This is a genomic window from Glycomyces sp. TRM65418 (genome assembly GCF_019710475.1).
GTDB lineage: Bacteria > Actinomycetota > Actinomycetes > Mycobacteriales > Micromonosporaceae > Glycomyces.
The window spans coordinates 34108-51332 of record NZ_JAJFAX010000010.1; the positions used below are offsets into that span (position 1 = coordinate 34108).

At 71.3% G+C, this 17225-nt stretch carries 15 protein-coding genes; 6 read left to right on the plus strand and 9 right to left on the minus strand.

The window, feature by feature from the left end; genetic code table 11:
• Nucleotides 1-81 precede the first annotated feature (81 nt).
• The 9 genes from K3N28_RS19455 to K3N28_RS19495 all read right to left on the minus strand — a co-directional run bounded on the left by K3N28_RS19455 (nucleotide 82) and on the right by K3N28_RS19495 (nucleotide 9643).
• A complete protein-coding gene (locus K3N28_RS19455) occupies nucleotides 82-1272 on the minus strand; it encodes a cation:proton antiporter (protein ID WP_228094420.1) in 1191 nt (396 codons plus the stop codon).
• Entirely contained in the window at nucleotides 1272-1757 is a 486-nt protein-coding gene (locus K3N28_RS19460; protein ID WP_228094421.1) for a cation:proton antiporter regulatory subunit, read from the minus strand. The genes K3N28_RS19455 and K3N28_RS19460 overlap by 1 nt, the downstream gene beginning before the upstream one ends.
• A gap of 6 nt (nucleotides 1758-1763) precedes the next feature.
• Entirely contained in the window at nucleotides 1764-1967 is a 204-nt protein-coding gene (locus K3N28_RS19465) for a hypothetical protein (protein ID WP_228094422.1), read from the minus strand.
• Between the two features lie 138 nt (nucleotides 1968-2105).
• Nucleotides 2106-4079, minus strand: a complete 1974-nt coding sequence (locus K3N28_RS19470; RefSeq protein ID WP_228094423.1) for a phosphatase PAP2 family protein — start codon at nucleotides 4077-4079, stop codon at nucleotides 2106-2108.
• Between the two features lie 422 nt (nucleotides 4080-4501).
• Nucleotides 4502-5836 (minus strand): glutamate mutase L, encoded by a 1335-nt coding sequence (locus K3N28_RS19475; RefSeq protein WP_228094424.1) that lies wholly within the window; start codon nucleotides 5834-5836, stop codon nucleotides 4502-4504.
• Nucleotides 5837-5846: 10 nt separating this feature from the next.
• Nucleotides 5847-6242 (minus strand): hotdog fold domain-containing protein, encoded by a 396-nt coding sequence (locus tag K3N28_RS19480; protein ID WP_228094425.1) that lies wholly within the window; start codon nucleotides 6240-6242, stop codon nucleotides 5847-5849.
• Nucleotides 6239-6991 (minus strand): OAM dimerization domain-containing protein, encoded by a 753-nt coding sequence (locus K3N28_RS19485; RefSeq protein ID WP_228094426.1) that lies wholly within the window; start codon nucleotides 6989-6991, stop codon nucleotides 6239-6241. Before K3N28_RS19485 ends, K3N28_RS19480 begins: the two co-directional genes overlap by 4 nt.
• Nucleotides 6988-8580, minus strand: coding sequence for a lysine 5,6-aminomutase subunit alpha (locus tag K3N28_RS19490; protein WP_228094427.1), 1593 nt, complete (start codon nucleotides 8578-8580; stop codon nucleotides 6988-6990). Before K3N28_RS19490 ends, K3N28_RS19485 begins: the two co-directional genes overlap by 4 nt.
• A gap of 1 nt (nucleotide 8581) precedes the next feature.
• Nucleotides 8582-9643 (minus strand): L-erythro-3,5-diaminohexanoate dehydrogenase, encoded by a 1062-nt coding sequence (locus K3N28_RS19495; protein ID WP_228094428.1) that lies wholly within the window; start codon nucleotides 9641-9643, stop codon nucleotides 8582-8584.
• Nucleotides 9644-9865: 222 nt separating this feature from the next.
• Here K3N28_RS19495 and K3N28_RS19500 point away from each other — a divergent pair, with 222 nt between their 5' ends.
• From K3N28_RS19500 to K3N28_RS19525, 6 genes are all read left to right on the plus strand, one after another.
• On the plus strand, nucleotides 9866-11341 hold the full coding sequence (locus K3N28_RS19500; RefSeq protein WP_228094429.1) for a KamA family radical SAM protein: 1476 nt from the start codon (nucleotides 9866-9868) through the stop codon (nucleotides 11339-11341).
• Complete coding sequence (locus K3N28_RS19505) at nucleotides 11338-12177, plus strand: 3-keto-5-aminohexanoate cleavage protein (RefSeq protein WP_228094430.1); 840 nt, start codon at nucleotides 11338-11340, stop codon at nucleotides 12175-12177. Before K3N28_RS19500 ends, K3N28_RS19505 begins: the two co-directional genes overlap by 4 nt.
• Before the next feature lie 195 nt (nucleotides 12178-12372).
• Entirely contained in the window at nucleotides 12373-13047 is a 675-nt protein-coding gene (locus K3N28_RS19510) for a Crp/Fnr family transcriptional regulator (RefSeq protein WP_228094431.1), read from the plus strand.
• 109 nt (nucleotides 13048-13156) lie between these two features.
• A complete protein-coding gene (locus K3N28_RS19515) occupies nucleotides 13157-14152 on the plus strand; it encodes a hypothetical protein (RefSeq protein WP_228094432.1) in 996 nt (331 codons plus the stop codon).
• Nucleotides 14149-16200: a hypothetical protein gene (locus tag K3N28_RS19520; protein WP_228094433.1), complete on the plus strand. Its 2052-nt coding sequence runs from the start codon at nucleotides 14149-14151 to the stop codon at nucleotides 16198-16200. Before K3N28_RS19515 ends, K3N28_RS19520 begins: the two co-directional genes overlap by 4 nt.
• Nucleotides 16197-17147 carry a hypothetical protein gene (locus K3N28_RS19525; RefSeq protein ID WP_228094434.1) on the plus strand — a complete coding sequence of 317 codons (951 nt, stop codon included), beginning with the start codon at nucleotides 16197-16199 and terminating at the stop codon, nucleotides 17145-17147. Before K3N28_RS19520 ends, K3N28_RS19525 begins: the two co-directional genes overlap by 4 nt.
• Nucleotides 17148-17225 lie beyond the last annotated feature (78 nt).

Below are 17225 nucleotides of genomic sequence, written 5' to 3' on the forward strand. Positions count from 1 at the left end.
TCGAGGCTGAAATCGTCCACATAGGGCCGCCGGGGGCGGTGGCGGCCGCCACCGCCCCCGGCGGATCCGTGGAGCAGGCGCTCAGAGGCCCGCGTCGGCGAGTCGCCTCGCGCGGTTCTTCCTGCGGCGCTTGGCGACGATCGGGCCGGCCAGACGCGGCGCGAGCGGGCCGATCGCGGCCAGGATGAGCACGTACGCGGCCGAGACGGTGCCGAGCGCCGGATCGAGGCCCGCCGTGACGCCGAGTCCGGCGATGACGATCGAGAACTCGCCGCGCGGCAGCAGCACGAGCCCGGCGCGGAGCTTGCCGGTGAACGCCGAGCCGCCGCGCCCGGCCGCCCACCAGCCGGTGGCGAACTTCGTCGCGATCGTGCAGACCGCCAGCGCGACCGCGACCGGCAACACCGGCGGCAGCGCGGTCGGGTCGGTCTCGAGTCCGAAGTTGACGAAGAAGATCGCCGCGAACAGGTTCTTCAGCGGCTCCAAGGTCTCCTCGGCCTGCCGCGAGACCTCGCCGGAGAGGGCGATGCCGACGAAGAACGCGCCCACCGCGGCCGAGACGTGGACCTGCTCGGCGAGCCCGGCCACGATGAGGACGATGCCCATGACCTTGAGCATGAGGATCTCGTTGCTCGGCGAGGTGAGGAACCGCGAGAGCAGTCCGCCGAGCCGGGACGCGACCACGAAGGCGATGGCCACGGCCAGCAGCGCGATCCCGAGGCCGACGGCGGCCTGCGAGAACGCGAGACCGGCCAGGAGGGTGGTGACGATCGGCAGGTAGAGGGCCATGACGAGGTCCTCGGCGACCAGGAGGGCGAGCACCGTGGGGGTCTCGCGGTTGCCGAGCCAGCCGAGGTCGGTGAGGACCTTCGCGATGATGCCCGAGGAGGAGATGTAGGTGACGCCGCCGAAGACGACGGCGGCCACGGGCCCCCAACCGAGCAGGAGCGCGCAGACCACGCCGGGGGTGGCGTTGAGGACGAGGTCGACCACCGCGCCGAGCCAGGAGGTCCGCATGGTGCCTATGAGTTCGCGCGGCGTGTACTCCAGGCCGAGGGTGAACAGGAGGAGCACGACCCCGACTTGGGCGCCGACTTCGATGAAGCCGGTGATCGCCTGCAACTCGTAGACGCCTCCGTGGCCGAAGGCGAGGCCGGCGAGGAGGTAAAGCGGGATGGCGGAGAGGCCGAACCGTACGGCGGCGGCTCCGAGCAGACCGAGGGCTCCGATGAGGAGGCCGAGTTCAAGGAGGAGCTCGACGGTCTCGTGCATTATTCGCGACCGCGCAGGATCCGGTCGACCGCGTCGACGGCCTCCTGCGTCCCGATCGTCACGAGGCGGTCGCCGACGTGGAGGGTCGCGGAGGGGGCGGGACCGGTCTCGACGCCGTCGGGACGGACGATCGCGACGATGGAGGCGCCGGTGCGGGTCCGGGCGCGGGTGTCGCCGAGGGGCCGCTCGGCGTACGGGCTGGTGGCGTCCACGAGGATCTGGCGCGAGACGAGGTTGTCGATCTCGTGGTGGAGTCGGTTGAGCTTCTCGACGATGCGGGCGCCGCCGAGGAGTTCGCCGATCGCGGCGGACTCGTCGGCGGAGAAGACGATGCAGTCGAGCATCGAGTCGGGATCGTCGGGGTCGTAGATGATGAAGTCGCGGCGGCCCTCGCGATGGGCGACGATCCCGAGCCGTACATGGCGTTTGGTCTCGAATTCGAACCGCACGCCGATTCCGGGCAGCTCGGTGCGCTCCACGTCCACTGTCGATCACTCCTTAGGTGTGGGATACGCACCGAACCGTACATCACGGTCCGACCGGTCGGCCGCGACCGGTTCGAGGGCGCCGCGGACGGCGCCGCAGGCCCGCTCGGGCACGCGGATCCGCTCGTCGGCGGCGTACCGGCCGCGCACGTCGGCGTCGGGGAGCGGGCCGGGCCGGGTGCAGTGGGCGAGGACTTCGTCGGCGCTCATGGCGTTCCCTTCGGAGCGGAGGGTTCGAAGCCTACGGAGATCCGGGCCGGCCTCTCCAACATGAATCGCGCGAATGTACGGGTCGCGATCTGCGTGGAGGCGAGGCCCCGGCCGCTGAGCGGCCGGGGCCTCGGCGGTCTAGGCGGCGTCGATGCGGACCTTGACGCGCTTCTTCTCGTATTCGACCGTGACGGTGTGGCCGGGCAGGTCGAGCACGACCTCGGCGAAGGTGCCGGTGACCTGCTTGGCCTTGATGACGGTGAGCGGCATGCCCGCGGCGGGCGGGCGCTGCGGGTCGAGGGCGATCCGCAGGACCGCGGCCGGTCCGAGGGCGACCTCCTTGGAGACGTCCAGGGCGGGGTCGTCGCCGTCGCCGAGCCGCACTCGGAGCGTCGCGTTCGACTGGGCGTAGGCGCGGAGTTCGAGCTGGGCGGTGTCGACCGCGAGGGTCCCGCCGGTGACGGTGACGCCGCCTTTGCCGAGGGCGTTCGGGGAGGCCGCGCCCAGGGTCCCGTCCTGGAGGGCGACGCCGCCGGAGAACGCGTTGTCGCCGGCGAGCGTGAGGGCCCCGGCGCCGGACTTGGTGAGCTTGCCAGGGCCGCCGATGTCCCCCCGCCAGGTGTCGGCGGCGCTGAAGCCGCCTTGGGCGGCGTCCATGACGACGTGGACGTCGTCGTCGAAGCGGCCGTAGCCGTCCGCGGCGGCGAAGAGGTCGAGGCGGCCCCACTGCTCGGGCCCGTCCAGGATCGGGTATCCGGCCTTCAGGGCCGTGGTGCGCAGGACCTCGCGGCGCTGCTCGGCGTCCAGGTAGGGCAGGCGGGTCTCCAGGAGGACCTCGGCTCCCTTGGGGACGGTGAGCGGGGCGTCGGAGCCGGACCGCTTCAGGAAGTAGGTGAGGCGTTCGCGGTAGCGGGCGCGGTTGACCTCGCGGTCGGCGTACTGGTCGGTGTCGGGGCCCTCGCGGTGCGCGTAGGCGTGCAGCTCGTCGGCCGAGACGCCGGCGGCGGCCGTGAAGTACGCGAGCGCCTGGGCGCGGGCCTCGGCCTTGAGGTCGGCGTTCGCGGGGTCGTGGAGGGCGGCGGCGGCCAGGGCGGTGCCGAGGATGCGGCCGCCGATGACGTCGACCGCCGAGTGCATGCCGGCGGTGATGCGCGAGTGCGCGACGTCGGCGGCCCGGGCGAGCTGCTCCTGGAAGCGTTCGGGCACGGCGTAGGCCAGCGCGATGGCGGCCATCCAGGCGGCATTGGTGTGCCCGGAGGGGAAGCCGCCGTCTTCGGCGGGGTTCGTGGATCGCTGGCGCAGGAGCTGCGGGGCGACGACGACGTCCGAGTCGTAGGCGGGGACGCCGAGGACGGGGATGCCGCCGGACTCGGCGACCTCGCTGTCCTCGTTCATCCGGTAGGGGCGCGGGTACTGGTAGGCGAACTTGCTGGGGTTCGAGGAGGCGAACGGGCCGCGCACGGTGTTGACGAGCTGCGCGACCCTGCCGAGCTCGGAGTCCGCGGCGCCGGCCCCCGTGGCCGAGCCGGCCGGGGCTCCGGCGGGGACCGAGTCGCTGATCTTGCCGTCGGGGATGCCGTCGGGGGCGCTGGTGATAGCGGTGACGGCCTTCGCGCCGGCCTTGTAGGCGGCTTCGAGGGGGCCGAGGCCGCCGATGGCGCTGTAGCTCTGGTGCTGGCGGTCGAAGATGAAGGACTGCTTGGCGACCGCGTCGGGGCGGTTCCCGGTGATCTCGGCGCTGTAGGCCATGTTGGCTTCGAGGACGTCGTCGTCGACGACGGTGCCGTTGTCCCAGTCGGGGCCGGTCTGCCAGAGGGCCTCGAAGCCGCTGAGGATGCGGACGGCGGCGTTGGTCTCGGCGGTCTGGTTCTCGATGACGTTGGTGGTGTAGGCGTCCACGAAGGCGGGGCCGTCGTACTGGGCGTACTGGGCGGTGCTCTGGACCGTGGCACTCGCGAGACCGCCCACTGAGTCCACTGTAGAGTGGAGCGCGCTAGTCGACTGGGAGGCGGCGGCGGGTTCGGCGACGGCCGCCGCCGCCATGCCGGCGGCGATGGCGGCCGAACCGGTGAGGAGGCGGCGTCGATCAAGCGTGTGCGGTGCTTCGGTCATGGGTGGTTCGCTTTCCCGTCGGGGAGGGCGGGCCGCGGAGGCCCGGGGCAGGTGGTCCATGGGTGCGGTAACACTGTCACGACAGGCGATGAACGGGTCCTTGCGGGCCGATGTCGCGGGTCTGCACGTCGGCTGACGCTTGCACGACGGGGCCCGAGGGGCCGGGGCTTGCGGTCGCCGCGGGGTTCGGCGAGGCCCGCGCCGATGGCCTCGACGTCGAGGGCGACCGCGTCCGCCGCTGCCAGACCGGTCGCGTGCGCGGCGTCGAACCTCTTGTCCCCCATGCGCAGGCGGGTCTGGACGGCCCGGTGGGCCGCCCCAGAGGCCACCGAGTCGCGCACGATGGCCTTTCGTCGGCGCGCAGCGCTGCGGAGGGGTCCGCACCTTGAGACGCGAGGGGAGACCCGGCCGGCCGGCGGATCTCACCGCGATGTCGACCAGGCGCCGAGCAGTCCTTCGGCGGCGTGCCGGTACCCGTTCGCGGCCAGGAGCCCTGCCGGCGCGAGGCGGTAGTCGGCGTCGACTGCGAAGCGGGCGTCCTTCGGGGGCCGGACGCCGCCGGAGGTGTCCGCGCCGACGGCCTCGCGGAGCCACGCGGCGGCGGCGGGATCGCGGCGGAGCACGCCGCCGGAGCCGATGACGAGGCCGACCGCGGCGAGGTCCTTGCCGCCGCGCAGGGGCTCGGTCGGACCGCCGATCTGCTCGCCGCGGGCGTGGCGGCGCACCGCGATGCGGGCGGCCAGCGCGCTCAGTTCGGCGTCGGGCCCGGGGTCGTCGGCGCGGAACGCCGGGTTCGCCGTGCGGAGGCCCGCGGCCTCCTCGAGCGCGGCGCTCGTGGGGAGGTCCTCGTCGTCGGCGGCTTCGGCGATGCCTACGGCGGTGTGGCGGACCCCGAGGTCGCCTTCGACGGTCCTTGAGCGCCAAGCGGTTCCGGCGACTTCGGCGCGGGGGCCCTCGCGTTCGGCGTCCGGGGTGAGGACGGAGTAGACGTCGGTGGTCGCGCCGCCGACGTCGACGACGAGCAGGTCGTCGGCGATCCGGTCGGCGAGGAGCTCCACCCCGGTGAGCACCGCGTCGGGGGTGGCGGCCTTGACCATGCGGGTGAAGTCGGCGCTCGCGGAGAGGTGCTTCCCGGCGATGACGTGGCGGAGGAAGACCTCGCGGAGGGCGGTGCGGGCGGGGACGGGATTGAGGGCGCCGATGCGCGGCAGGACGTTCGCGACCCCGGTGACCGCGATGCCCGCGGCGTCGAGGTCGGCGGCGGCCGCCGCGAAGGCGTCGGCGTTGCCGGCGTAGACGACCGGGGTGCGGATCCCGGAGGCGGCGAGGGCGGCGGCGTGGTCGCGGACGGCCGTGTCGTCGCCGCCGTCGGTGCCGCCGGCCAGGAGGATCACGTCGGGCCGCGCATCGGCGAGCGCGGCGAAGTCGGCGTCGGCGAGGCGCCCGGCGCGCACGTCGACGACGCGGGCCCCGGCGCTGAGTCCGGCCCGGTAGGCGGCGCGGGCGGTGACCAGGGGCTCGTTGCCGATGACGGCGAGGCGCAGGCCGCCGCCCGCGGACGAGCACACGAGCGTGTCGACGACGTTGGCGGCCTTGGGAACCGCCGCTTCGGCGGCGGCGCGGAGGCCCTCCATGACGTCGGTGGCGAGGGTCGTCGGATGCGAGGCCGTGCCGAGGAGGTCGCCGGTGTCCGCGTCGACGGCGGCGGCCTTGGTGTAGGTCGAGCCGACGTCGACGCAGACGACGGCGTTCGTCATGGCGGGGTCCTCACGGCGCCGTCCTCGGGGGAACGACCACGGTGCCCGTGGCGGTGGTGGCGACGATCGGCGGGTCGAGGAGGACCGCGGCCGAGTCGCCGCGTTCGGGGTCGGCGCGGCAGACGACGGCGAGGGTGAACTCGACGGTGCGGCTGCGGGCGCCGGTCCGGACGATCACGCCGGTGGCCTCGACGACGTCGCCGGCCTTGACGGGCGCCTTGAACTGGACGTCCGTGTAGGACGCGAAGAGGCCTTCGTCGCCGTCGGTGCGGATGCACAGCTCGGTGGCGACGTCGCCGAAGAGGCCGAGGCCGTAGGCGCCGTCCACGAGGTCGCCGCCGTAGTGGGCGTGGCTGTAGGGGAGGTAGCGGCGGTGGGTCACGGTCGTGCCGTTGTGGTCGGTCATGCTGCCGGCTCCGCTTCTCTGCTGGTGACGAGGCGATGGACGAGGTAGGAGGCGACGTCGGACGGGGTGGTGCCGCGGGTGAAGATCCGGTCGACGCCCAGTTCGGCGGCGGCGTGCTCGTCGAAGCGGGGTCCGCCGACGACGAGCAGCGGGCGCTTCCCCGGCGGCAGGGCCTCGCGGAACGCGGCGGCCATCTCGCGGGTGTTGTGCAGGTGCGCGTCCTTCTGGGTGACGACCTGGCTCACGAGGACGGCGTCGGCCTCCTCGTCCACGGCGCGGTTGACGAGGTCGGGGACGGCGACCTGCGCGCCGAGGTTCACCACGCGCAGTTCGCGGTAGTACTCCAGGCCCTTCTCCCCCGCGACGCCCTTGATGTTGAGGATCGCGTCGATGCCGACGGTGTGCGCGTCGGTGCCGATGCAGGCGCCGACGACGCAGAGCTTGCGGCCGAGCCGCTCGCGGATGGCGTCGTTGACTTCTTTGGGGCTCAGCTGGGGGTAGTCGCGTTCGACCACTTTGACGTCGTCGAGGTTGACGAGGTGCGTGGACGCGCCGTAGACCACGAAGAACGTGTAGCCCTCGCCGATGGCCTTGGCATGGACGAGCATCGCCCCGTCCAGGCCCATCTTGGCGGCGAGCTGGAGGGCCGCGCCCTCGGCGCGCTTGTCGTGCGGGACGGGCAGGGTGAAGGACAGCTGCACCATGCCGTCGCCGGTGGTGTCCCCGTAGGGCCTGACGATGCGGCTCATCGGGCGGCCTCCTCGCGGGCGGGGGCCGCCGCGGCGTCCCGGTCGAGGATCGCGGCCGCGGGATTCCAGTAGTCCTCGGCGCGCTTCGCGACGCCGTCGAGGCCCCGGCCGCCGTCGGCGGGGCGCTTCATGATGCCGAAGGTGCCGTCGGCGATGGCGTCCAGCAGTCCGTCGTCCACGATCGTCCCGAGGAGGTCCACGGCCTCGCCGAGCACCTCGCCGGCGCGCTTGGCGATGAAGCCGTCCGCGGGCGGATGGAAGTCCTCGGCGAGCCCGGCGCAGGCGTTCAGGACGTAGCGCACGTTCTGGAGGGCGATGTCGCGATCGGAGAGCCAGGGCGTGACGACCGCTTCGGTCATCATGCCCACCAGCAGGATCGACTGGCCGGTCATGACCCCGGCGAGGTTGAAGAACCCGTCGAGGAGGTTGCCGCGGAAGACGTCGCCGGTCATGTGCCTGGTGGGCGGCATCCACTTCAGCGGCGCGTCCGGGAACAGCTGGCGGGCCAGCAGGGCGTGCGCGAGCTCCATGCGGAAGGACTCGGGCAGGTCGGGGTTGATCTCGAAGGCGTGGCCGAGGCCGAGGAGCCGATCGGGAAGCCCGGCCTCGTGCGCGAAGTGCTCGTTGAGCAGCTGCGAGACGGTGACCGTGTGGGCCGCCTCGACGGCGTCGGCGGTGGTCAGGTAGTTGTCCTCGCCCGTGTTGATGATGATCCCGGCGCGGGCGTGGACCTGGCGTGAGAAGCGCTGGTCCACGAAGGTGCGGATGGGGTTGATGTCGCGGAACAGGATGCCGTACATCGAGTCGTTGAGCATCATGTCGAGCCGGTGCATTCCCGCCAGTGCGGCGATCTCGGGCATGCACAGCCCGGAGGCGTAGTTGGTGAGGCGGATGTAGCGGCCGACCTCGCGGGAGGTCTCGTCCAGGGCGGCGCGCATGAGCCGGAAGTTCTCGCCGGTGGCGTAGGTCCCGGCGAAGCCCTCGCGGGTGGCGCCTTCGGGGACGTAGTCCAGGAGGGACTGCCCGGTCGAGCGGATGACGGCGATGACGTCGGCGCCCGCGCGGGCGGCGGCCTGGGCCTGCGGGATGTCCTCGTAGATGTCGCCGGTGGCGACGATGAGGTAGATCCAGGGGCGCTGGGGCGGGTCGCCGATCTCGGCGACGAGGGCGTCCCGGCGGCGGCGCGAGCGGTCGATGCGGTCGAAGCCGTGGGACACGGCGGCGGTCGCGCGCTCGCGGGCGGCTTCGGCCGCAGCGCCTTTCGGGAATGCGAAGCGGACGCCGCCCGCGGCGGCGGCGTGCGCGAGGCGGGTGAGGTCGGGGTGGTCGGCGAGGGCGTGGAAGACGGGGAGGGCGATGCCGTGTTCGATGCCGACCTGTTCGGCGACGGCGTCGGCGAGGCGGTTGACCCAGGGGATGCCGTCGGGGTCGGCGCCGGTCAGGCCGGCGAGGCGGAGGGTGGCGCGTTCGACGGAGACGGTGGTGTGGCTGCGGGCCAGGTCGACCACGGGCTGGGCGGCGCGGGCGGCGAGGCGGCGGGCGCGGTCGACGAGGGCGGGGTCGAGGGGCAGGAGCGGTGTCGCGGTCATGTCAGCGCCCCTCGGTCTCGACGTGGCCGACGCGCGCGGTGAACAGCTCCCGCAGACGCGGGTCGGCCCGCATGAGCTGGAGGGCGTACTCGGCGTGGCCGGGGACGTAGCCGTTGCCGATGAGCATCTCGACGTCGGCGGCCAGGCCTTCGGCGCCGAGGGCGGCGGCCGTGAAGGAGGTGGCCATCGAGAAGAAGACGACGGTGCCGCCGGCGGCGGTCGCGAGGATCGCGCCGTGTTCGCAGCCGGGCACGTCGACGCAGACGACGGTGACGTCGGCGCCGCGGCCGCGGAGGGCTCCGGTGACCTGTCCGGCGACGTCGATCGGCTCGGTGGCGTCGGCGACGACGATCGTGTCGGCGGTGCCGAGGCGTCGGATCTGGGCGGCCTCGATCTCGTCGCGGACGACGGCGACGACCTCGGCGGCGTGGGCGTCGCGGGCGGCGGCGAGGGAGAGCGACCCGGACTTCCCGGCGGCGCCGAAGACGGCGACGGTGGTGGAGGCGTGGGCGCGGCGCGCGACGATGCGGCGGACGAGGGCGGGCGCGCCGCACACGTCGAGGACGGCGAGCGCGAGGTGCTCGGGCAGGTCCTCGGGGAGGGGGGCGGCGATGGAGCGGCCGAAGAGGATCGCGTGCCCGGCGGCGGGGACCTGCTCGCTCAGGCCGTCCCAGCGGGCGAGCCCGTCGCTGATGTGCAGCGGGGTGAGGGTGAGGGAGACGAGGGTGGCGATCTTCTGGCCGGGTTCGAGGCCGAGCGGGGAGCGTTCGCCGACGGCGTCGACGGTGCCGATGAGCATGCCGCCGGAGCCGGTGGCGGGGTTGTGCATCTTGCCGCGGCGCTCGATGATGCCGAGGACTTCGGCCCGGATCCGTTCGCCGTCGCCGCCGTGCGCGGTATGGAGCTGCCGGTAGGAGGCCGCGTCGAGGTTGAGGCGCTCGACGCTGATGCGGGCCTCGTCGTCGGCGATGGCGGGGTCGGGGTCGAGCCGGTCGGCCGCTTGTGGCAGCGCTCCGGCGGGGCTGACGACTCGGTGCGATCCGACGGGTGAGCCTGTCGACATCGTTGCCGCCCTTCTTGATAACGGGATGTTATGGAGTCTCAATATGCGGGACCTAGCGCACAACTGTAACGGAAGGTTATCCTCGTCACAAGGCGGATATCCTCCGTCTGCGACGTTTCTCCGGGCCCACATCCCGGACGTGGAGGTGAGAAGGTGTCGAATCGACCATCGGGAGAAGCAGCGCCGAATGACGACTCGCAGTCGTCGCCGGGCGCGCCCGTCATGATCGAGCAGCCTTACCAGTACCGGCGTCGCCAGCTGGTGGAACCCGACTGGACCCGGTTCCCCGGATGGGCCGACGTGACCGAGGCCGACTGGGCTTCGGCGCAGTGGCAGCGCGCGCACTGCGTCAAGAACGTGAAGCAACTTCGGGACGTGGTGGGCGACCGCCTCCACGAGTCGTTCTACGAGGACCTCGCCGCGGACATGGAGCGGTCCGCGACGATGTCGATGCTCCTGCCGCCGCAGATGCTCAACACGATGGCGCCCGAGATCGAGGAGACCGGCGCGGGCTCCTGGACGGACGCGTTCTACGCCGACCCCGTGCGCCGCTACATGCTGCCGGTGGCCTCCGATCGGCGCACCGACTGGCCCTCGCACCCGTTCGCGGCCCGCGACTCCCTGCACGAGCACGACATGTGGGCGGTGGAGGGCCTCACCCACCGGTATCCGACGAAGGTGCTCGCCGAGCTGCTCTCGACCTGCCCGCAGTACTGCGGGCACTGCACCCGCATGGACCTCGTGGGCAACTCGACGCCCACAGTGGACAAGCGGCGGCTCGCCCTCAAGCCCGTCGACCGGCAGACCGCGATCCTCGACTACCTCCAGGCCCACCCGGGCGTGCGCGACGTGGTCGTCTCCGGCGGCGACGTGGCGAACCTGCCGTGGAAGCAGCTGGAGCGGTTCCTCGAACGGCTGCTGGACGTCCCGACCATCCGCGACATCCGCCTCGCCACCAAGGCGCTCATGGGGCTGCCGCAGCACTGGCTGCAGGACGAGATCGTCGAAGGCATGGCCCGCGTCGCCAAGCGCGCCGCCGGCCAGGGGGTCAACCTGGCGATCCACACGCACGTCAACCACGTCAACTCGGTGACCCCGGCCGTCGCGCGAGCGGCGGCCGCGATGCTCGACGCCGGCGTGCGCGACGTGCGCAACCAGGGCGTGCTCATGAGGGGCGTCAACGACACCCAGGCCGACCTGCTCGACCTGTGCTTCGCGCTGCAGGGCGAGGCGAACATCCTGCCGTACTACTTCTACATGTGCGACATGATCCCCAACGCCGAGCACTGGCGCACCTCGGTCGCGCAGGCGCAGGAGCTGCAGACGGCGATCATGGGCTACCTGCCGGGGTACGCGACGCCGCGGATCATCTGCGACGTGCCGATGGTCGGCAAGCGCTGGGTGCACCAGCTCTCCGAGTACGACCGGGAGCTCGGCATCTCGTACTGGACCAAGAACTACCGGACCAGCATCGAGGCCGACGACCCGGACGCGCTCACCCGGCGCTACCCGTTCTACGACCCGATCGACACGCTGCCCAAGGCGGGCCGCGAGTGGTGGGCGAACATGCCCTTGCCCGCCGCCCCCGGCCACCCCGACCGGAATGGGCACTCGACTGATTCCCAGGTGCGGGCGCGGGAGGCGGGCGACGCGGCAGCGGCGCGGTCGCGCGCGGCCTCGGCGGCGGAGGTCCTTTGAACGGCACACTCATCACCGTGGCCCCCACGGGGGCCGAGGTGGACAAGCGCGAGGTCCCGGCACTGCCGGTGACACTCGAGGAACTGGTCGACACCGCCGTGCGGTGCGAGCGGGCGGGGGCCTCGGTCGTCCACGTGCACTTGCGGGACGACGAGGCGAAGCCGACGCTGGATCCGGTGCGGCTGCGGGACGCCGTTGCGGCCCTTCGGGACGCGACGGACCTGATCGTCCAGCTCTCGACCGGCGGTGCGGTGACGGACCCGGAGGAGGCCCGTCTCGCGGTGCTCGACGCGGAGCCGGACATGGCCTCGTGCACCATGGGCACGGTGAACTTCGGCGACGGGGTGTTCATGAACCGCTGGGAGTTCATCGTCGAGCTCCACGGGCGGATGCGGGAACTGGCGGTCGTCCCGGAGTACGAGCTGTTCGACCTGGGCCACCTCGCTTCGCTGGAACGCCTGCTGGACGAGCGCGGACTGCCGTTCGGCGAGCACGTGCACGTCGACTTCGTGCTGGGAGTGCCCGGGGGCGCGGCCGGAGACGCGGCCACGGTGACCGCCTTCGCGGAGGGGGTCCGCCGGTACCTCCCGGAGGGGACCACCTTCTCCGCCACGGGCATCGGCAGGACCACGCTGCCGGTCATGTTCGCCTCGCTGGCGCACGGCGGGCATCTGCGAGTGGGCATGGAGGACACGGTGTCCTTCGCGAGGCGCCGACCGGTGACGGGCAACGACCAACTCGTGGAGCGAGCGGCCCAGGCCGCGGCACTGGCACAACGACCCGCGATCACCACGGCCGAGGCGAGAAGGCTCCTGAACATCCGCGACGCCGACTGAACGGGAGCGGCAGCCCGCGAGTGGTCGATCGGCCGAGGTCGGGGCCATGATGCTTCCGCACCGCGCGGACCGCGCTCGTGCACGAGCGCGGTCCGCGCGGTGCGGAAGCCGCTGGCGAGGCCAGGGATCGACGCTCACTCTTTCGGTGTCGTCAATGCGACAGTCAGCGCTGCCGATTCTCGCTAAGAAGAGCGTATGCCTCCCGTCCCCCCTCCTCACCGAACCCGTGGGTTCCTCGCCCTCACCACTCCTGAACAGTGGCGCGACCTCCTGCAGCACGGCAAGCGGCGTCCCGTCGAACGCGGCACGCGGCTGCTCGACCAAGGCGGCCCCAGCCGGCTCGTCTACGCGCTCGAGCATGGACGGGCCCGCGTCGTCTACACCGAGCACAATGGCGATGAGGTCCTCGTAGCCGTCCGCGGACCCGGAGACCTCGTGGGCGAATACGCGCAACGGGACCGCAGCAAGCACATGGCCTCGGTGTGGACCCTCGAGCAATGCGTCGTGACCGTGTTCACCGCGGACGGTTTCGAAGGCGGCATCCGGCGCCACGATCTCGGCGAACCCCTGCAGCGCTACATGCTCGGCAAGGCCCGTCAGGTGGGCAAGCGGGTATGGCGCGTCGCGCACCTCCGTGTGGAGCAGCGCATGGCGAAGCTCTTCCTCGAGATCATCGAAGCCGGTGTCGACGCCGAAGTGCACACGGTGCCGTTGTCCCAGAATCAGATCGCCGCCTCCCTCGGCGTCTCACTGAGTTCCGTGGCGCACCTGCTCGGCGCGTGGCGGCGAATCGGACTGGTCGAGACCCGGGCGTTCGAAATCGAGGTTCTCGACCTGCCGGCGCTGACCCGCAGGGCCGCAACGCGTTGAACGTGTCGAGTACCACTGCCGATCGTGCAATGTTGCACGACGACCGCTCATGAAAACCCCGAGGATCAGGAGGAATCACACCTGCCATACGGCATCACCGAGGAGTTCCATGCACGACGTTCCCCATCAGACGCAACCCGAACCGCACGACCTCACGATCCTCGCCCTCGACATCCGTCGCTTCAGCGATTTCACCGAAACCGAGCGCACTCGGATCGCCACCGAGTTCCGCGACTGCGTCGAGGCGTCCTTCGCCGGCGACCTTGCACCGGTCTGGAACGGACGGGTCTTCGAGCAGGACGGCGGCGACGGCATCGTCGTCGGTTTCCCCCGCAAGCACCTGCGCGACATCGTCGACGCGGTGCCTGCCGCACTCCAGCAGGAACTGCGCAAGCTCCACCAGCGGACCGGGCTCAACGTCCGGATGCGCATGGGCATCGGCGCCGGTCCGATCCAGTACACGCCGGACACGCGTGTCAGCACGGCACCGAACCAGCCGATCATCGACGCCTGCCGCATCGCCGACTCCGAGCCGGCCCGGCTGCTCTTGGAGAACTCCGACAAGGACGCCACCTTCCTGGCCGTGGCGGTCACGGCGACGGTCATGACCGAGACGATCGGCCCGGACCCGCGAGGGCTCAGGGCCTCCGAGTTCGTGGAGGTACGGGTGGACACCAAGAAGAAGCAGTACCAAGCCACCGCCTTCCTGCACGTCCCCTCCCCTTCCGGCGCGCTGCTGCGATACGGACTCCTGAATCTCCACGGCAGTCCCCTCTCGACCGATGACTCGGCATCCCCGCTGGAGGAGCTGATCAAGCACGCGAAGCAGACCTGGCCGGCCGCACAGGGCACCGCCGAAGTGGCGGCCGCCCGGATCGGCAGCGTCGACATCGACAAGGAGTCGGTGCGGACCGGCGATGTCGGCGAACGCGCCGTCGTCGCCGGTGCGAACAGCCGAGTCCACAACGACAGCCGCGATCAGCGCAGCTACGTCGGGCGCGACAGCGTCGTCAGCCACGGCGGCAATGCCCGGGTCACGAACGTCGGCCGCGACGAGGATCGCATCCGCCCCTTCTGGCTCGACGAGGAAGATGACCGCACATGACGGATATCCCTCAAGACCCGGTGACCGAGACGCCCCCAGAAGGCGCCATCGACACCGAGCTCTCGCCCGAGACCGCGGCGGCGCCCCCGCAATCGAGCGGGACCGCGGCTTCCGGTGATCAGATCGGGCGCGACAGCGTCGTCAGCAACGGCGGGGACGCGAAGGTCGAGAACATCACCAACAACTTCTACCGCAGCAGGATCGCCCTCGCTCGGTACGCCGCCGAGCACGGCACGGTCGACCGCGACCTCAAGGGCATCGTCGATCCGCCTGACGGCCGCGAGCACCTGAGAGCCCTCGGCGCCACTCGGGTCCTGGTCCTCACCGGGCCGTCCCACTCGGGGCTGCCCACCGCCGCGAGCTGCCGCTGGGTGCAGTTCGCGAAAGGCGCGGGCGATCTCCCACTCCGAGTGCTCCACCCCGACAACCGCGACGACCTCCAGACCCTGGTGGACCAGAGCGAGCCGGGCACGGTGCAGCTTCTCGACTCCTCGAGCGACAGCGAACTCGGCCGGGACATCGTCGAGCTGCTCCCCCGCTTCCAGGCGGCGATGCGCGACCGGGGCAGCTACCTCGTCATCGCCGTCGGGGACCAATGCCACTCCCGAGCGATCGCCTCGCTGCCGGGATCCGTGTTCGCCCTCGGCAAGCCGGATCAGCGGCTGGTCCTCGCCACCTACCTCCGCAAGGACATCGCCATCGCGCCGCTGCTCGCCAACGAGCGTTTCAAGGCGATGCTCGCCGAATGCTGGCCTCCGCGGGTCGAGAAGCTCGCGGCGATCATCAACGACGCCGGCCCGGACGCCGATGTCGACGAACTCGTCGACGGCCTCGACGCGTTCGTCGAAGACTGGTCGGGCGAGCTGGAACTGCTCGTCGAGGCATTCGAGCCCGACACGCGCGCTTTGCTGGTCGCCGCCGCCGCGATGGAAGGCGCCTCGGCCGGGGCCGTCGCCTTGGCCGCCGACTGGTTCATGGACATCGTCGGGTTCGAAGGACCTCATCGGGACATGCTGCGCATGCGCCTCCTCGCTCAGCGGTTCGAACCGCTCAAGGAGGTGTTCCGGATCGAAGGAGCAGGCACGGCGTTCACCGAGAGCGGCTACGGGGAAGCGGTGCTGCCGGTGCTGTGGGAGCAGTTCCCCTCCTGGAGGGAGCCCATGCGCGAATGGTTCGACCGGCTCCTGCTCCCCTCGTCCTATCTGGATGACGAGCCGACCGCGCGGCTGCTGCTGCGGCTGCTCGAACTCGCGTCGCATCTGGGCGATGCGACCTTGGTCCTCGAGAGGGCCTCGAAGCTGCTCTCCGGCCGGTCCACGAACTACCGGCAGGGCCTGACCACGGACCTGCTGATCGCGGCCGCGACCGATCCCTCCATCGGGAGGCAGACGCGCTACCAGCTCTGGCGCTGGGCGAAGAACTGGGACGACGGCTCGGAAGCACTGCAGCGCACCGTGGTCGCGACCTGCGCCAGCACGGAGTACACCGAGCGCTACCCGGACAACGCGATGCGTCGGCTGAAGCACCTGGTGAAATCGCGCGACCACAAAGTGCACCGGCAGGCGCTCGAGGCCGTCGTCGACCTCGGCGCGTCCATGCCGACGCGCTCGATGTTCCTGCACATGTCGGAGTGGTTCTCCGGTGACCGCGGGAACCGGCTCCGCCTTGCCGCGCCCGACATGGCGGTGCGGCTCCTCGGCAGCGACAGCGTCATCGCCCGGATCCGCGACCGTCCCGGAGCCCTGGAGGGCGCTCGGGAGTTCGCGGTTCGATTCCTGCAGCGACTGTTCGCCTCCGCCTCGTCCGACCAGGTGCGGTCCGTGGTCACCGCGTGGCTCGCGCTCGCAGACAAGCTCGACTACCCGGACCGGGAGCATGCGGTCGCCATGCTGTCAGCGGCCGCCGCTGAGGACATCCTCGCCATCGGCCAACTCGCACAAGCGGTGAGCCACGGCGTCTGGGTCGACCGACCCGACGCCGACCGACGCCGACCCATGCTCGAGCGCCTTCGCGCCGACCTCTCTCGAATGGAAGTGCCCCTGTCGTGACCGGATTCTTCGTCATCCTCATCCTCGCGGCCGTCATCGTCGGCGCTTGGAAGATCTACGCGTCCCAGAAGTCCCCGGCCGCCGCGTATGCGCCGGCCGCCCCGGCCTTCGTCCCGCCGACACCGCTGTACGAGGTCGCGACGGTACGGCTCGATCTGCCCAGCGTGGTGCCGGCATTCCGCTTCAACTGCGAGTTCAGTGTCAGGTACCGCACCGACAACGCCGTTTCCTCCGGCCCCGACCCGCTGACAGCGGTGAAGTCGGCGATCCAAGCGGAGGCGCGGACGATCACCGCCGCATACGCATTGGACGGCGACATGGGCCTCCTCGAGTACGAGTTGGACGTGGCCTTCCAGGCGGGAATGACCGACGGGGGCAGGCCGGTCGATTTCAGCGCCCAGTGCCTCGCGATCGCCTGCGACTCCGCGGAGCAGAAGCTGGTGAAGGAGGTGTCGCTCCGCAAGTTCAGGCTGGAGGTCGAGAACCACCTCGAAGAGGCGTACCGGACCCGCATCCGGCAGTTGGACGAGTTCTTCTCCGAGCCTCGCAGCGCGGCGCTCTGGTGGTTCGCTCAGAACCCCGACAAGATCGACCAGCTCCCCAACAAGATCAAGCTGATGTACAAGGTCGACCGGAGCCTGCACCACGAAGGGGCCGAAGGCGGCGTCTCCTGGTTCGACCCCGAGCATCCTGACGGGCTGCAGGCCGCCGACCTGAGCGACTTCCTGGCCACCTCGGATCTGTCGTCGCGTGCCGCTGTCGGCACGCTGCTCGGCAACACGTACGAGCGGTTCGGCCGGGCGGATCTGGCTCAGCGGGCCAGGATGCTCGCCGAGGCTCCGGAGCCCGAACCCGAACGGGATCCCGAGCCCGAGCCCGAATCTCAGCCCGCGCCCGACACCTGGCCGGTGGCCGACGCGGAAGGTTCCGAGCCTGAACGGGAGTGACCTGTAGACCGGTTGCGGCGCAAAGACGATGACGTCGGTCGTCACCTCCGGTCTCCCGATCTTGCAGGCCCGCGTCGA

What these genes read in the sequence shown, in the direction of transcription:
- K3N28_RS19480 (WP_228094425.1), bottom strand. Translation starts at nt 6,242, where the DNA reads ATGACCGACCACAACGGCACGACCGTGACCCACCGCCGCTACCTCCCC.
- K3N28_RS19500 (WP_228094429.1), top strand. Translation starts at nt 9,866, where the DNA reads ATGATCGAGCAGCCTTACCAGTACCGGCGTCGCCAGCTGGTGGAACCC.
- K3N28_RS19470 (WP_228094423.1), bottom strand. Translation starts at nt 4,079, where the DNA reads ATGACCGAAGCACCGCACACGCTTGATCGACGCCGCCTCCTCACCGGT.
- K3N28_RS19510 (WP_228094431.1), top strand. Translation starts at nt 12,373, where the DNA reads ATGCCTCCCGTCCCCCCTCCTCACCGAACCCGTGGGTTCCTCGCCCTC.
- K3N28_RS19455 (WP_228094420.1), bottom strand. Translation starts at nt 1,272, where the DNA reads ATGCACGAGACCGTCGAGCTCCTCCTTGAACTCGGCCTCCTCATCGGA.
- K3N28_RS19465 (WP_228094422.1), bottom strand. Translation starts at nt 1,967, where the DNA reads ATGAGCGCCGACGAAGTCCTCGCCCACTGCACCCGGCCCGGCCCGCTC.
- K3N28_RS19520 (WP_228094433.1), top strand. Translation starts at nt 14,149, where the DNA reads ATGACGGATATCCCTCAAGACCCGGTGACCGAGACGCCCCCAGAAGGC.
- K3N28_RS19485 (WP_228094426.1), bottom strand. Translation starts at nt 6,991, where the DNA reads ATGAGCCGCATCGTCAGGCCCTACGGGGACACCACCGGCGACGGCATG.
- K3N28_RS19490 (WP_228094427.1), bottom strand. Translation starts at nt 8,580, where the DNA reads ATGACCGCGACACCGCTCCTGCCCCTCGACCCCGCCCTCGTCGACCGC.
- K3N28_RS19515 (WP_228094432.1), top strand. Translation starts at nt 13,157, where the DNA reads ATGCACGACGTTCCCCATCAGACGCAACCCGAACCGCACGACCTCACG.
- K3N28_RS19495 (WP_228094428.1), bottom strand. Translation starts at nt 9,643, where the DNA reads ATGTCGACAGGCTCACCCGTCGGATCGCACCGAGTCGTCAGCCCCGCC.
- K3N28_RS19475 (WP_228094424.1), bottom strand. Translation starts at nt 5,836, where the DNA reads ATGACGAACGCCGTCGTCTGCGTCGACGTCGGCTCGACCTACACCAAG.